Source organism: Exiguobacterium sp. KKT215, from assembly GCF_055635335.1.
On sequence record NZ_CM145756.1, the window covers coordinates 2,796,651 to 2,810,309 of the forward strand.

17 protein-coding genes are annotated in these 13,659 nt (G+C 52.9%); 3 read left to right on the forward strand and 14 right to left on the reverse strand.

What is annotated here, in order from left to right; genetic code table 11:
* Positions 1-13: 13 nt before the first annotated feature.
* Entirely contained in the window at positions 14-769 is a 756-nt protein-coding gene (locus ACZ2GZ_RS14645) for a FixH family protein (protein ID WP_029596320.1), read from the reverse strand.
* Positions 770-1,047: 278 nt separating this feature from the next.
* Here ACZ2GZ_RS14645 and ACZ2GZ_RS14650 point away from each other — a divergent pair, with 278 nt between their 5' ends.
* Positions 1,048-2,073 carry a polysaccharide deacetylase family protein gene (locus ACZ2GZ_RS14650; RefSeq protein ID WP_029596321.1) on the forward strand — a complete coding sequence of 342 codons (1,026 nt, stop codon included), beginning with the start codon at positions 1,048-1,050 and terminating at the stop codon, positions 2,071-2,073.
* A gap of 37 nt (positions 2,074-2,110) precedes the next feature.
* Here the strand turns inward: ACZ2GZ_RS14650 and ACZ2GZ_RS14655 are convergent, their stop codons facing one another.
* The 9 genes from ACZ2GZ_RS14655 to ACZ2GZ_RS14695 all read right to left on the reverse strand — a co-directional run bounded on the left by ACZ2GZ_RS14655 (position 2,111) and on the right by ACZ2GZ_RS14695 (position 9,382).
* Positions 2,111-3,121 carry a ThiF family adenylyltransferase gene (locus ACZ2GZ_RS14655; RefSeq protein ID WP_029596322.1) on the reverse strand — a complete coding sequence of 337 codons (1,011 nt, stop codon included), beginning with the start codon at positions 3,119-3,121 and terminating at the stop codon, positions 2,111-2,113.
* Positions 3,118-3,543, reverse strand: a complete 426-nt coding sequence (gene moaC / locus ACZ2GZ_RS14660) for a cyclic pyranopterin monophosphate synthase MoaC (protein ID WP_029596323.1) — start codon at positions 3,541-3,543, stop codon at positions 3,118-3,120. The genes ACZ2GZ_RS14655 and moaC overlap by 4 nt, the downstream gene beginning before the upstream one ends.
* Positions 3,477-3,896: a molybdate ABC transporter permease subunit gene (locus tag ACZ2GZ_RS14665; RefSeq protein WP_241764623.1), complete on the reverse strand. Its 420-nt coding sequence runs from the start codon at positions 3,894-3,896 to the stop codon at positions 3,477-3,479. Before ACZ2GZ_RS14665 ends, moaC begins: the two co-directional genes overlap by 67 nt.
* On the reverse strand, positions 3,893-4,279 hold the full coding sequence (gene modA, locus ACZ2GZ_RS14670; RefSeq protein WP_251128707.1) for a molybdate ABC transporter substrate-binding protein: 387 nt from the start codon (positions 4,277-4,279) through the stop codon (positions 3,893-3,895). Before modA ends, ACZ2GZ_RS14665 begins: the two co-directional genes overlap by 4 nt.
* A 14-nt stretch (positions 4,280-4,293) precedes the next feature.
* A complete protein-coding gene (locus tag ACZ2GZ_RS14675; protein WP_251128708.1) occupies positions 4,294-4,587 on the reverse strand; it encodes a molybdate ABC transporter substrate-binding protein in 294 nt (97 codons plus the stop codon).
* 107 nt (positions 4,588-4,694) lie between these two features.
* Positions 4,695-5,402 carry an iron-sulfur cluster repair di-iron protein gene (ric, locus tag ACZ2GZ_RS14680; RefSeq protein ID WP_029596325.1) on the reverse strand — a complete coding sequence of 236 codons (708 nt, stop codon included), beginning with the start codon at positions 5,400-5,402 and terminating at the stop codon, positions 4,695-4,697.
* Positions 5,403-5,549: 147 nt separating this feature from the next.
* Complete coding sequence (gene aceA / locus ACZ2GZ_RS14685) at positions 5,550-6,830, reverse strand: isocitrate lyase (protein ID WP_408584493.1); 1,281 nt, start codon at positions 6,828-6,830, stop codon at positions 5,550-5,552.
* 66 nt (positions 6,831-6,896) lie between these two features.
* Complete coding sequence (locus ACZ2GZ_RS14690; RefSeq protein ID WP_029596327.1) at positions 6,897-7,193, reverse strand: hypothetical protein; 297 nt, start codon at positions 7,191-7,193, stop codon at positions 6,897-6,899.
* The gene (locus tag ACZ2GZ_RS14695; RefSeq protein WP_029596328.1) at positions 7,190-9,382 is read right to left on the reverse strand and encodes a malate synthase G; all 2,193 of its coding nucleotides are present in this window, start codon (positions 9,380-9,382) and stop codon (positions 7,190-7,192) included. Before ACZ2GZ_RS14695 ends, ACZ2GZ_RS14690 begins: the two co-directional genes overlap by 4 nt.
* Before the next feature lie 184 nt (positions 9,383-9,566).
* On the opposite strand from ACZ2GZ_RS14695, the gene ACZ2GZ_RS14700 reads away from it, so the two are divergent.
* Both ACZ2GZ_RS14700 and ACZ2GZ_RS14705 read left to right on the forward strand, forming a co-directional pair.
* Entirely contained in the window at positions 9,567-10,013 is a 447-nt protein-coding gene (locus ACZ2GZ_RS14700; protein ID WP_029596329.1) for a MarR family winged helix-turn-helix transcriptional regulator, read from the forward strand.
* A complete protein-coding gene (locus ACZ2GZ_RS14705; RefSeq protein ID WP_214762552.1) occupies positions 10,010-10,645 on the forward strand; it encodes a nitroreductase family protein in 636 nt (211 codons plus the stop codon). The genes ACZ2GZ_RS14700 and ACZ2GZ_RS14705 overlap by 4 nt, the downstream gene beginning before the upstream one ends.
* A gap of 36 nt (positions 10,646-10,681) precedes the next feature.
* On the opposite strand, the gene ACZ2GZ_RS14710 is transcribed toward ACZ2GZ_RS14705, so the two are convergent.
* From ACZ2GZ_RS14710 to ACZ2GZ_RS14725, 4 genes are read right to left on the reverse strand one after another with little or no spacing between them, the layout of a single operon-like run.
* On the reverse strand, positions 10,682-11,344 hold the full coding sequence (locus ACZ2GZ_RS14710; RefSeq protein ID WP_408584495.1) for an NAD(P)H-dependent oxidoreductase: 663 nt from the start codon (positions 11,342-11,344) through the stop codon (positions 10,682-10,684).
* A gap of 17 nt (positions 11,345-11,361) precedes the next feature.
* On the reverse strand, positions 11,362-11,973 hold the full coding sequence (locus ACZ2GZ_RS14715; protein WP_029596332.1) for a class I SAM-dependent methyltransferase: 612 nt from the start codon (positions 11,971-11,973) through the stop codon (positions 11,362-11,364).
* Positions 11,970-12,977 (reverse strand): ABC transporter permease, encoded by a 1,008-nt coding sequence (locus ACZ2GZ_RS14720; protein ID WP_408584496.1) that lies wholly within the window; start codon positions 12,975-12,977, stop codon positions 11,970-11,972. Before ACZ2GZ_RS14720 ends, ACZ2GZ_RS14715 begins: the two co-directional genes overlap by 4 nt.
* Complete coding sequence (locus ACZ2GZ_RS14725; protein ID WP_408584497.1) at positions 12,974-13,648, reverse strand: ABC transporter ATP-binding protein; 675 nt, start codon at positions 13,646-13,648, stop codon at positions 12,974-12,976. Before ACZ2GZ_RS14725 ends, ACZ2GZ_RS14720 begins: the two co-directional genes overlap by 4 nt.
* Positions 13,649-13,659: the final 11 nt, after the last annotated feature.

The following is a 13,659-nucleotide window of genomic DNA, read 5'->3' on the forward strand; positions in this document are numbered from 1 at the left end:
CCGATCGATTTTTTTATTTGACCTCGACCGTCTCCATGATATGTTCATGGATGTCGTGTCCTTTCGTCACGTGGACTTGAACGTTGTATATGCCTGACTCTTTGAATGTATGCTCACCTTCATAGCTTCCGCCTTCCGTTTCATCAAGCTTCACCCAGTCGTGCTTGTCCGCTCCGTCTTTGAACACTTCGAGTTGGACGTCCGCACCCGTCAACGCCTCATGCTCAATTTCGACGTTGACTGTGAACGGTTGGACTTCATTGGCGACAGCTTGAGTCGGATCAAGGACAATGTCTGCTCCCGCGTGGTTGTGATGGTCTTGCTCAGCTTCAGCCTCAGCCTCGGCCGCCGTCTCCGGATGGCCGACCGTAACGTTAGTCGTCGGCATCGTATGCATCGAACGGGCCGTCACATGGACTTGCACCGTGTAAACTGCTTCTTCGACAAACGTCGTCTCCGCCTCGTAGACTCCATCTTCTGTGAGCGACGCTTTCGTCATCTCACTCTCTTCCTTGGCGCCATTTTTCCAGACCTCGAACTTAATCTCGTCGGCATCATCGACCGCTTCACCGTCTTGTGTGACGCGAACCGCCAACGTGACCGTCTCGTCTTTGTCCGCCGTGGCCGGAACGTTTAATTCTGCTTCTACCGGTTCCATCGACTGCACCGTCTCCGTGCCACTGACCGTTTCATCGGCTCCGCACGCCCCAAGGACGAACAGACCGACGAGACCAAATGCCACCCCGAACCGTTTCATTGATTTACTCATGTTGAATCCCCCTATTCAATCGCTTACATTCTTCACACATTGTTCATGATAGCACCCTTTTTTAGGAAATGTGTGAGGATTGTGTGATATTTGACACGTTGGTCACTCATAAATCGAACACAAATATTGAGAGTCATTATCCAAAAATTCCTTTCCCTATTTTTAGGGTTAGACGATGTTTACCACTAAAAGGGGGTATATAAAATATATACACAGCTCAATATATGGAAAGCCTTAACATCAAGATACATACACCCAAGAATGGAGGCGAAACCAAAATGAAGAGCAAGTTTGTACGTGTGTTGATGGCCTTGTTGATCATGTTGGCACCGTTAGTCGCTTATCCAAAATCGGCTGACGCCGCCGCTTCGAAATTCATCACGAGCGTGAATACGACGAGTAAAGTTGTCGCGTTGACGTTCGATGACGGGGCGGATGGTGCGAATACGAATAAGATTTTGGACATACTTGCCAAGAACAACGTCAAAGCCACTTTCTTTTTGACTGGATCAGGCGCCAATAACCATCCTCAATACATTAAAAACATCGCAGCTAAAGGTCACCAACTCGGTAACCATTCGTATACCCATCCAGACTTCACAAAGTTGACCGCCACGCAAATGAAATCAGAACTTGATCGGACGGAAGCGCTCATTAAATCGCTTACTGGCAAAACGACAAAACCAATCTTCCGGGCACCGTTCGGCGCCGTCAATAGCGCCGTGTTGAGCGGAGTCGGCGCTGCCGGCTACGGTTATACGATTCAATGGAACATCGATACCGTGGACTGGAAAGGAGTCACTGCTAGCCAAATCAATACGAAAGTACAGGCGAACATCAAACCAGGCTCAATCGTCTTGATGCACACCGGTGCCGGCGCTCCAGGTACACCACTCGCCTTGCCGACGATGATTGCCCAGTTGAAAGCGAAAGGCTACAAGTTCGTCACCGTCTCGCAATTGCTCGCTTACCAAAACACATCTACTAGCAAAACGTATACCGTCAAATCAGGCGATACCCTTTATAGCATCGCCCGAGCTTACAACGTCACAGTCGCTGCGCTCGCTGCGGCCAACAAAATTACAAACTACAGTCTCATCTATGTCGGACAAGTGCTCGTCATCCCGGGTACCACTGTAACTCCTCCACCTACGACGACCGTCAAGTATACGGTTAAATCGGGTGACACGCTCTATAAGATCGCCACTTTGTACAAAACGACCGTCGCTAAGATTGCAGCCGCCAACAATATTACGAACGTCAGCTTGATTAGCGTCGGGCAAGTGCTTACAATCCCACGCTAACCAAAAAAGTGTCCTCCGCTTTTCGGGGGACACTTTTTTATGCGCCAAGACACTCATCGACCATCGCGATTGCGACGTTCGCGTCATCAATTCCATGGACGAGCACACGACCGTCTTTAAATAAAAGCATCCGATGATTCCGCCATCGCCATTCTAATGTGAACGGTGTCTGTTTCACAGCGATGTCCGCACGCTCGAGTTGATGTGCGATTGGTTCAAGCCCTTCGATGGACCGACGGACTTGGACGACGTCACGCCCACAGAGGAGTGCTGTCTGTTGCCGATTCGGGACGAGGCTCGGATAGTCGTGAATTTGACAAGAAGGACAAGACACATCGACGAGACGTGCGACATCTAGTCGCTGTGACTGGTTTTCCCACATATCTTCAATCAAGAGTCGACGTTCCATCTTTTCATGACGCCCCGTCAAATATTTCAATGCCTCAACGGCTTGACGACTTGCCACATGTTGAACGATTGGCGCTACCACCCCCGCTGTCGCGCACGTTTGCCCGGCTAGCGGCAAATGACGCATGAGACAACGAAGACACGGCGCTTCTCCCGGCATCACTGTGTAGTTCATGCCGTATGCCCCGACGCAAGAGGCAAACAAGAACGGAATGCCACGCTCGAGTGCGAAATCGTTCAATAGAAGACGCGTCTCGACGTTATCGGTTGCGTCCAAGATGAGATCAACGGACGGCAAAGGCCGAAGCCAATCCCACGAGACATCGGCGATTTGAGCGTCCAACTCAACGTCTGAGTTGATGGCCCGCAGGCGTTCGAGCGCTGCGACCGCTTTCGGCGTCTCGGAACGTGCGTCCTGTTCCGTATAGAGCGTCTGTCGTTGTAAGTTCGTCACCTCGACGTAGTCGCGGTCGACGAGGATGAGCGAGACGCCGGCCCGAACAAGTTGATCGCTAACGGCCGCCCCGAGCGCGCCGAGACCGACGACGAGCACGCGTTTCTCCATCAGACGTTCTTGGCCCTCCACCCCGATGCCGTGGAACCGGGCCTGCCGCGCGTAACGTTCTGGGACAGGTGTCATCGGATGTAGTCCCCTGACTTCCCGCCTTGTTTCTCGAGCAAGTATGTCGGTCCGATGACGATGCCTTTATCGACTGCTTTCGTCATATCGTACACGGTCAAGGCAGCGACCATTGCTGCCGTCAACGCCTCCATCTCGACACCGGTATCGCCTTTCGTCTTCACAAACGACTCGATGATGAGCTGTGTCCCGTCCCATTCGAACGTCAAATCGACTTTTTTCAAGGCGAGCGGATGACACATCGGAATGATGCGGCTCGTCTCTTTGGCGGCCATGATGCCAGCCACTTGAGCGACAGCGAGTACATCCCCTTTTGCAAGACCCCCATCCGTGATGAGTTGTTTGAGTTCACCGCTCAGTTCAACTGATGTACGGGCCCGAGTAGTACGTGTCGTTTCCGGTTTATCCGAGACATCGACCATCCGCGTCCGGCCTCATACCATTCCGCATCGAGTTGTTTGAGACCGAGACGAATCGTTTGGTAGATGAGTGGGAACGCGGCCAAGGCGGACGCGATGACGTTCGCCTGTTTGGTGAACAAGATAGTAATCGGCAACAATCCGCCGATCCCGTTGTTCCCAAGGACAATCAAGGCGTATAGTCCGATGACTGTCGGCGGCAAGATGAGCGGCAGTAAAAACACCGTCTCCAGCAGCCGCTTTCCTTTGAATTGACGGTGATGCATGAAATAGGCCGCTCCGAAGGCGAGGACGAAGGCGCTCACCGTCGCCATCATCCCGACTTCGAATGTGAGTTGAAGTGGAGATTGCGTCATTTAGAAAATCCTTTCGCTAAAAAGTGAGCTTGGATATCATCGTCAAACAAACGCGCGTAAACATCGCGCACGTATGGGTTGTGCGTCAATCGGACCGCCGGATACGCGATCGTACCCGTCGTCAGTTCCGTCTTATAGACAAATCCCGCATTGGCGTCGCCTTGTTCGATGAGCGTCAACACTTGTCTCACATTCTGGGCGAACATGATTCGTGGTTCCACTTCTTCCCACACGCCTTCCACTTCTAGCGCCGCTTTCGCGTAGCGACCGGCCGGGACATTGACCGGGTCACCGATGACGATCCGAGCACATGCGTTTAAGTCGTCCCACGTCTCCGCGCACGGATTCCCTTTCGGTGTCACGAGCCACAGCTCGTTATGCAAAAACGCATCCCGCTCTAGAATCGGGATTTGTAATCGGTCGACATCTCAACGCTCGCGGCTAAAAAGATATCTGCCGGAGACCCGTGATCGATTTGTGCTCGCAAGGCGCCGCTCCCGTTCGTCACGACCCGAACGTCGATCCCATCGAATTCCGCTTCAAGTTGTCGCTCGACCGCTTCTAAAGCCGGTCCTAAGCTTGCCGCCGCCAAAATGGTCACGGTGGTGTCCTCCGAATCTGAACTCGACCAGACTTGACTTAGTAATAAGGCGACCGTCACCCCTACGATGACTCCACTCACCCGTTTCATGATTAATCACTCCTTTGCCTCCCCTTTATCGTAGCGCTTGATTTGCCTCCCATCTGTATCAAACGTCACAAAAAGACACCCCCACGTAAGTAGAGGTGTGCCACTGCTTAAGCGAACGTGCGCGCCCGCGGGAATAAAATGTTGTTTTCGAGATGAATGTGTTCAAATGTATCCGATTCGAGCGCTTCTAACCGTTGATAGACAAGACGATACGTCCCACACGCTCCTTCAGGCGGCGTATAGTCGTTCGTGATTTGACGCAACTCTTTTAAAATGTCACCGGCTGCCGCGTGTTCTGACTCGAGCGAGGCCAAGATGTCATCAAGCTCCCGTCTCGTTTCAGCTGTCGGTGCCGTCTCGTGACGAAGCAACGTCGGGAAGTCTTCTGTCTCTTCTTTGACGATATGTTGTTCAAGTTCCACTTTCAATTGATTGAACAGTTGATGAATGCGTCCGAGGTGCGGATGGTTTTGTCCGTGAACCCGGAACACTTTTGTCACATATGGTGTGAGCTGTGGCAATTCGTCCGTCAAAAACTGGTGATGCTTATAAATGATGTGCTCAATCAATTCCGATGAAGAAGCAGCATCCCAATCGATGCTCTTCTCGTTCATCTCTTGCTTGCGTTGATAGAGCGCATTGACTTCTTCTAAAATGTCTTCCGTCGACCGTTTCGATTTGTCAGTCGCTTCAGCGAGTGGCCGGTTGCCGCCACAACAAAAATCGATTCGGTTCCGTTTGAAAATGTCTGCCGCTTGCGGGCATTGTTTGACGATTTCAGATACGTGCGTATCGCCCGTGAATGTCTGTGTCATCTGTCATAACCTCCATATTCATTTTGACATGTTCAGCGTAGCAAAAGTTTGACGACAAAAATGTGAAATACGTCACATTTAAGTGAACAGGATGCACGCGTTCTGAATTTGGACACAAAAAAAGCCCCTCTTGTGGAGGGGCGACGCTTAATGGGACGGCGCTTCAAATTGTTCTGCCTCGGTCGATCCGGTCAGCGCCGTCGTTGACGACTGGCCTCCCGAGATGACGAGAGACACCTCATCGAAATACCCGGTCCCGACCTCACGTTGGTGACGTGTCGCCGTATAACCGTGCTGTTCTGCACTGAATTCGGCCTGTTGCAGTTCCGAGTAGGCGGCCATCCCGCGGTCTTTATACCCGCGTGCGAGTTCGAACATGCCGAAGTTGAGCGAGTGGAAGCCAGCGAGCGTGACGAATTGGAATTTGTATCCCATCGCACCAATCTCTTGTTGGAACGTTGCGATCTCGTCATCCGACAACTTCTTCTTCCAATTGAATGACGGCGAACAGTTGTAAGCGAGAAGTTTGCCCGGATACTTCGCATGAATCTCATCCGCGAATTGACGCGCTTCGTCCAAATCAGGCTCGGACGTCTCGCACCAGACGAGGTCGGCGTACGGTGCATAGGCGAGACCGCGTGCGATCGCCTGTTCGATTCCTGCCTCGGTCCGATAAAACCCTTCTGGCGTCCGGTCGCCGACGATGAACGGATGATCGATTGGGTCGATGTCGCTCGTAATCAAGTTCGCGGCGTGGGCGTCGGTCCGGGCGACGATAATCGTCGACACCCCCATGACGTCTGCCGCGAGACGTGCGGCAATCAAGTTTTTCACGGCCGTCTGTGTCGGCAGCAACACTTTGCCGCCGAGGTGACCGCACTTCTTCTCCGACGACAGTTGATCTTCTAAGTGAACGCCGGCTGCACCCGCCTCAATCATCGCCTTCGTCAACTCGAACACGTTGAGCACACCGCCGAAACCGGCTTCCATGTCAGCGACGATCGGGGCGAACCAATGCGTATCGCCTTTCCCTTCCGCCGTTTGAATTTGATCGGCCCGTTGAAGCGCCTGGTTAATCCGTTTGACGACGCTCGGCACCGAGTTAGCCGGGTACAGGCTTTGGTCCGGGTACATGTGCCCCGACAAGTTCGCATCGGCGGCGACTTGCCATCCGCTCAAATAGATGGCTTCGAGACCCGCCTTCACTTGCTGGATGGCCTGGTTCCCCGTCAACGCCCCGAGCGCGTGGACGTAGTCCCGCTCGTGGAGTAACTCCCATAACCGTTCCGCTCCTTTTGTCGCGAGCGTATGCTCGATTAGTACCGATCCCCGAAGTCTCATCACGTCTTCGACTCCATATGGACGTTCGACCCCGTTAAACCGTTCCGACTGTAACATATCCTCTAGCTGCATTTGTTGTTCGTTCATATCCATTCCTCCTGTATTATATTAACTTATATATTTACCGTTTGTTATATAACAGATAATGCGAGCTTAATCCAAGTATGCACAGCATTCGAGCGCCGCTTTGAATGACGAGTGCTCCATGCCGCAGCAACGACAGACGTTTTCTTCGTCACGATCTTCTGGTTTACGGAATATGACGACCTCTTCGACCGGCTCTCTCATGATTTGGAGCGACCCGTCGGCCCGGTCGAGCACGAGGCGCATCAAATCGTTCCCATAGACGAACGCCGTGTTAGCGAGCGCCGCTGTCGATTCCCCCGAGACGATCCGACGGACGACCCAACGTTCAATCAACTGTTCGCTTTCGATTTTTTTCGTTGTCATGATGATGCTCCTCCTTTTAAATTCGGTTCTAATGTCACTTGTTGTAAAAACTGTCGGCGGCGCCGGTGCAGGATTGGTTCCGTATATCCATTTGGTGATGCATCGCCTTCGAACACTAACTCTTTCGCCGCTTGATAGGCGATGGAGCAGTCTACATCTGGCGTCATCGGACGATAGTGCGGATCTTCCGCGTTTTGCGCGTCGACGACCTCGGCCATCCGGTAAAGCGTCGCTTCGACTTGTTCACGGCTACAGATTCCATGGTATAGCCAGTTGGCGACATGTTGACTCGAAATACGAAGCGTTGCTCGGTCTTCCATCAACCCGACATGATGAATATCTGGCACTTTGGAGCAACCGACACCTTGCTCGACCCAACGGACGACGTAACCGAGCAACCCTTGCAGGTTGTTCTCGAGTTCCTCGTTCACTTCCTCATCTGTATAGAGACGCGTGGCGAGTGGTACCTCGAGCAGACGCCCTCGCTCAGTTGCTGGATCAAACGAACGATTCGCCAACTCACGCTGAACGTCAAACGCATCGACTTGATGGTAATGGAGTGCATGAAGCGTGGCCGCCGTCGGTGATGGGACCCAGGCCGTCGTCGCCCCGGACCGGACATGATTGCTTTTTTCACGCATCATGTCGCGCATCCGATCGGGCATCGCCCACATCCCTTTCCCGATTTGCCCGCGTTGATGGAATCCTGCGTCAAGCCCGATCTGGACATTCAGACGTTCATAAGCATCGAGCCACTCCGATGTTTTCATCTCGCCTTTCTTGCGCATCGGTCCGAGCGTGAGCGAGGAGTGAATCTCATCGCCCGTCCGGTCGAGGAATCCGGTATTGATGAAGACGATGCGTTCCTTCACTTGCTCGATACAGTTCTTTAAATTAAGCGACGTGCGTCGCTCCTCGTCCATCACGCCGACTTTGAGCGTGTGACGCGGTAACTCGAGTACATCTTCAATCGCATCGAACAAGTCGTTCGTGAACGCGACTTCCTTAGATCCATGCATCTTCGGTTTGACGATATAGATGGAGCGTTCGCGGGAATTTCGTCTGGCATCAAGATGGCGGCTCGCGATGAGCGCAGTGAAAATCCCGTCCAAGATCCCTTCCGGTACTTCACGCCCTTCCGCGTCGAGCATCAAGTCTGTCGTCATCAAATGCCCGACGTTTCTAATAAAGAGGAGCGATCGGCCCGGAAGCGTGACTTCACGCCCGTCTTTCCCGACATACTTCCGGTCAGGGTTCAACTTCCGAGTGAGCGGCCGACCTCCTTTCGTGAATGTTGCTTCGAGCGTCCCGTCCATCAGGCCTAGCCAGTTCGCGTAAAGGTGGACCTTGTCTTCCGCCCGAACAGCGGCAACCGAGTCTTCACAGTCGACGATGGCAGACAAGGCGGACTCGAGTTCGATGTCAATGAGCCCTGCTCGATCGACCCGTCCGATTGGGTGGTCCCGGTCAAACTGCAACTCGGCGTGAATCCCGTTATGGACGAGCAAGAGCTTATTCGGATCACTCGTTTCCCCGACATAGCCGACGAGACAATCGTCTTGAAACGCGATGCGGTTCCCTTCGATGATGGCGTATGGCCTGCCCTCTGACACGAGATAGCCGTTCGCTTCTTCGTGCGAGCCCTCCCGGAGCGGAAATGTATCGTCGAGAAACTGTTTGGCGTAGGCGATGACCGCTTCACCTCGGACTGGATTATAACCACTCGACTTCGTTTTCCCGTCCTCTTCGTCGATGACGTCCGTTCCGTACAAGGCGTCATACAGGCTTCCCCAGCGGGCGTTCGCCGCGTTCAACGCATAGCGCGCGTTGTCGAGCGGAACGACGAGCTGTGGTCCGGCTTGCCTACTAACCTCTGAATCGACACCTGAAACGTCGATGCTGAAATCAGGGACGGTCGCTTCGATGTAATCGATGGACCGAAGGAAACGCTCATAGTCTTCCAGGTCGAAGGCTTGCTTGTGCTCGCTGTACCATTCCTGTAATAGTCGCTCATACGACTCACGTTCGTGAAGCAGTGACTCATTCCGAGGAATGAACTCATCGAGTAGGCGCCCGACCCCAGGCCAAAATTGTCGGTGTGCCTCTTCGTCAGGCAATATACGAGCCGAGATGAAGTCGAGCAACGTTTCATGTACGTGATAAGTACCTACTTGTTTGTAATGTTCCAAGCCGTCACATCCTTCCATTCAATTGTTATATATCAGTTGACTTTAATATAGACTATTATATAACAGTTTGACAACAGTTTTTTTGAAACTTTTTATTTGCGATCTATTTTAAAACCGATTAGTATACATTGTGTGACCTATCAATGATTGATTCATCAATTAGTTTTTTGAAGGAGGATACCCGATGCGCGACGCCTGTTCGCTCAGCGATGAGATTCTCTACCACGTCATCACCGTACAAAAAGAACTGGCCCAACTGTTCGATACGGAAATGGACGGGCTCAGCTCGACCCGCTTCGATATTTTGAGCAACTTGCATCACGTCGGCCCTTTGCGTCAGCGTGAACTGCAACAACGGGTCGGCGTCGATCATGCCGCCATCACGCGTCATTTGAAACAGCTCGAGACACAGGGCTTGATCACGCGCGAACGCTGCCTCCAAGACAATCGGGTCATCTTTGTCGATTTGACCGATGTCGGTCGGGAGCGGATTGCACATTGGACCGAGCAAAAGAAGTGCTTATCGGACCGTCTTTTTGTAAACATGAAGGTAGAGGAGCAACGACAGTTACTCGAACTTTTAAATACGTTACAAACCAACATTCAACATGAAAGGAAGACCCTTATATGAACACGACTACACAAAAAGACTTTATGGAGATCGTCAAAGGACGCCGCTCGATTCGCGTATATGATGAGAACGTCAAAATCTCGAAAGAAGAGATGACACAAATCTTGGAGGAAGCGACGACGGCTCCGTCTTCACTTAACCTGCAACCATGGCGCTTCGTCGTCATCGATAGCGCGGAAGGGAAAGACACGCTCCTCCCGCTCGCAAGCTTCAACAAACGCCAAGTCGAGACGTCATCTGCCGTCATCGCCATCTTCGCCGATTATCAAATGGCCGATTACACAGAAGAGATTTTCGATACGGCCGTTGAACGTGGCCTCATGCCTCCAGACGTCCGTGACCGCCAAGTCGACATGATTACAGGCATCTTCAAAGATGCGCCGAAAGAATCGATCAAAGACAGCATCTTGCTCGACTCAGGTCTCGTCGCGATGCAGCTCATGCTCGTCGCCCGCGCCCACGGCTACGACACGAACCCGATCGGTGGCTACGACAAAGCGAACATCGCGGAAGCGTTCGGCCTCGAGAAAGAGCGCTATCTTCCGGTCATGCTCCTCTCAATCGGAAAAGCCGCGGAAGACGGTTACCAATCGGTCCGCTTCCCAATCGACCGCATCACCGAGTGGAAATAAGCAAAAGCTCAAGCGCCTCGGCGCTTGAGCTTTTTTTCATCCGATGTATTTGACGACCTCATTGAAGTCACGGCGTGTCTTCGGGGCGAAGTCACGGGCCCGATGTCCGAACGCGACCATGACCGAGAGCGACCAGGCGCCTCGTTCCATGACGCCTTCTGAAATCAATAATTCGTCAATTTCCGCTTGATTGAACCCTTCGATCGGGCATGAGTCGACGCCGATTTGGGCAGCGGCCGTCATCATGTTGCCGAGCGGGATATACGTTTGGCGTTTAATCCATTCTTGGAACACACGCTCGTCGTCCAACAGTCGATAATCTTGTTCTTGGAACTCACGGACACGTTTTACCCGAAGGGCGTATTCGTCTTCCGTCCGTCCTTGGACGTCCGTGACGATATGACGGATATAGTCCGAGTCATGCCGCATCGCTTCAGGCGTCCGTGCCAAAATCAACACGAAATGGCTTGCCGTCAACGCCTGTCCTTGCGCTCCCCAAGCATGGTCTTTAATCTTTTGGAGCAAGTCTTCGCGACGAACGACGACGAACTGCCAAGGCTCGAAACCGAACGAACTTGGTGACAGGCGGCCTGTCTCCAAGATGAATTCGAAATCGTCCTCATCGATTTTGCGGTCCGCGTCGAACTCTTTCGTCGCTTGACGCCAACGATACGCATCTAAAATATCTTCTTTCTTCACGATGATCCACTCCCCATTTACCAAGATGACTCCATCATATCAAAACGATAAATAAGAAAGCGCTCATGGAGATTCTTTAACGGCAAGCGAACGTCCTGTACGTAGCGGAAAGGCGTCTCGTCATTCAAAAAATGTAAGTACTCATCGGCCGGATAATAGAGGATGAGGTCGACCGGACGCTGTGCGCGCTCGACCGACTCGATGATGTTCGCAACGACCTGCCGGAACACGTTCACCGAGAACGGGTTGAAGAAATAAAAGCGGTTCGCCTCAGCCGGCACCTCAAACTGTTCGGCGTAGCCGCGGACGAGCTGGACACTGCCACGCGTCCGGTGTTTCTTGGCGTAGTTCATCCAATTCTCAAGTGCCGCTTCGTGGAAGCCGCCATCCATTTCGATGCCAATGGCCCGAACTCGGAACGTATAGGCGAGATAAAACGGGAGGCGCCCTTTCCCCGAGCCGAAGTCGACGACCGTGTCCGTGGCCGCGAGCGGATAGGCGTCACGCAACAAGTCGAGCGCCTCATAAGGAGTCGGTTCATAGCGGTGGTATTCGGCCGAGGCCGGGAACCCTTGTTGCGGTTTCGCCGTCTCGATTTGGAGCAATCGTTCATAGTCTTGTTCAGTCATGAATGTGTCCTTTCTTGGATGGCACGGAAAAACGGATGCCGCTCCATCTCTTGTTTGAACGCCTGTCGTTCTTGCCACATCACATAGCCGACGTAGAGCGGGATGAGCAACTTGAACCAACTCGGTACGAGGAGCATCCCCGTGACGGCAAGCGGGATGAGACGCAGCCATAAGTTCCGATGACGCGGCGTCCGTATATAAAGTAAGATGGCCGTCGTGCGCCGGGCGGTCCCAAACCGATTCGGTCTCGGTCGATAGAGCGGACGCTTGCGCCGGCTCGGCTTCTCGATGGCGCCCGACGTGGATAATAATGCCCGGTCAAAGGCGGTACGCAACGCCTCACTACGTTTGAGTTCTTGGCTAAGATATGGGTGGCGTGACAGCCACCCTTCTCCGACATACATCGCAAATGCAACGAGGCCGCTGCCGAGTACGGCCGACCATAAAGGTGAGTCGATGAGGAGCGCATACATACAAACGAACGTCACACACGTGACCGTAACTCGTAACATCCAATGGCTGCGCCGGACCGTCAATTGATAACGGATCCACGTATGAAGCCCGGTCAAAAACAGGAGGCTGATCCCAAATGCGGATATGGAGACAACGGACCAACCGTCAAGCCAAAGCACGGGCATGAACGCCGACAAAACAAAGAGGAACATTGCACCGAGTTTGAGGGTGTGATAGAGCAACGAACCGTGCTTCAATTTATGAATCAAAGAACGTTTGGCCACCAGCGTCACGTCCGCCCGTTCGACCCAGACGAAAAACGGATTTCTAAGGAGGACGATTCCAATTCCAAGCGCCCAAACGAACATCGGCACCTGAATCACCCACTCGATTTCGCCTTGCCAAAGCAATCGGTATTGATACCCGAGAAAGATGGCGAACGGAATGACGCCGTACAGAACGACTGTCCAATCCAAGATGAGCCGCCACGTCCTCCACTGCTTGGTCACATGGGTGCGGACACGTCTAGCAAACAGCTGATGTTCATTCATCGCATAACCACATCTTCCATCATATCGAACAGCGACTCGCCTTCGGTTTGCAGGCTGAGACGCAATTCATCTTTCGTCCCACTTGCGAGCATGCGTCCGTCATCGATCCAGACGAAGCGGTCGCATAACCGCTCTGCCGTGTCGAGGACGTGGGTGACGAGAAGCACCCCGGTGCCTTGACGGCGTTCCGCTTCAAGTAAACGAAGCAGCTGGATCGTCGTCGTCGCATCGAGTCCGACGAACGGTTCGTCGACAAGGAGAAACTTCGCTTCTTGGATGAGCGCCAAGAGAATCATCGCTTTTTGCTTCATCCCTTTTGAGAACGAGGCGATATAGTCGTGGCGGACCGTCTCGAACCGAAACAACCGGATCAGTTCTTCCGTCCGCTCACGATTATCAACGTCCGTCAATTCCAACACGAGAGCGATATGTTCCTCGAGCGTCAAATAGTCATAGTACACCGGTTGCTCCGGGATGTAGGCGTAGCGGTCGATTTGCACCGTTCCACGCATCCACGGGATCGTTCCGGTGAGACAGGCGAGCGTCGTGCTCTTCCCGGCCCCGTTCGACCCAATCATCCCGACGATTTCGCCCGGCCGGACCTCAAATTCGATGTCCTCAATGACCGACTCACCGTGTTCATACCCGGCTTGTTCAATGTGAACGTTCATGAGAACCTCCT

What these genes read in the sequence shown, in the direction of transcription:
- ACZ2GZ_RS14690 (WP_029596327.1), bottom strand. Translation starts at nt 7,193, where the DNA reads ATGACAACGAAAAAAATCGAAAGCGAACAGTTGATTGAACGTTGGGTC.
- ACZ2GZ_RS14725 (WP_408584497.1), bottom strand. Translation starts at nt 13,648, where the DNA reads ATGAACGTTCACATTGAACAAGCCGGGTATGAACACGGTGAGTCGGTC.
- aceA (WP_408584493.1), bottom strand. Translation starts at nt 6,830, where the DNA reads ATGAACGAACAACAAATGCAGCTAGAGGATATGTTACAGTCGGAACGG.
- ACZ2GZ_RS14720 (WP_408584496.1), bottom strand. Translation starts at nt 12,977, where the DNA reads ATGAATGAACATCAGCTGTTTGCTAGACGTGTCCGCACCCATGTGACC.
- ACZ2GZ_RS14705 (WP_214762552.1), top strand. Translation starts at nt 10,010, where the DNA reads ATGAACACGACTACACAAAAAGACTTTATGGAGATCGTCAAAGGACGC.
- ACZ2GZ_RS14700 (WP_029596329.1), top strand. Translation starts at nt 9,567, where the DNA reads ATGCGCGACGCCTGTTCGCTCAGCGATGAGATTCTCTACCACGTCATC.
- ACZ2GZ_RS14675 (WP_251128708.1), bottom strand. Translation starts at nt 4,587, where the DNA reads ATGAAACGGGTGAGTGGAGTCATCGTAGGGGTGACGGTCGCCTTATTA.
- ric (WP_029596325.1), bottom strand. Translation starts at nt 5,402, where the DNA reads ATGACACAGACATTCACGGGCGATACGCACGTATCTGAAATCGTCAAA.
- ACZ2GZ_RS14665 (WP_241764623.1), bottom strand. Translation starts at nt 3,896, where the DNA reads ATGACGCAATCTCCACTTCAACTCACATTCGAAGTCGGGATGATGGCG.
- ACZ2GZ_RS14645 (WP_029596320.1), bottom strand. Translation starts at nt 769, where the DNA reads ATGAGTAAATCAATGAAACGGTTCGGGGTGGCATTTGGTCTCGTCGGT.
- ACZ2GZ_RS14715 (WP_029596332.1), bottom strand. Translation starts at nt 11,973, where the DNA reads ATGACTGAACAAGACTATGAACGATTGCTCCAAATCGAGACGGCGAAA.
- moaC (WP_029596323.1), bottom strand. Translation starts at nt 3,543, where the DNA reads ATGGTCGATGTCTCGGATAAACCGGAAACGACACGTACTACTCGGGCC.
- ACZ2GZ_RS14655 (WP_029596322.1), bottom strand. Translation starts at nt 3,121, where the DNA reads ATGACACCTGTCCCAGAACGTTACGCGCGGCAGGCCCGGTTCCACGGC.
- ACZ2GZ_RS14650 (WP_029596321.1), top strand. Translation starts at nt 1,048, where the DNA reads ATGAAGAGCAAGTTTGTACGTGTGTTGATGGCCTTGTTGATCATGTTG.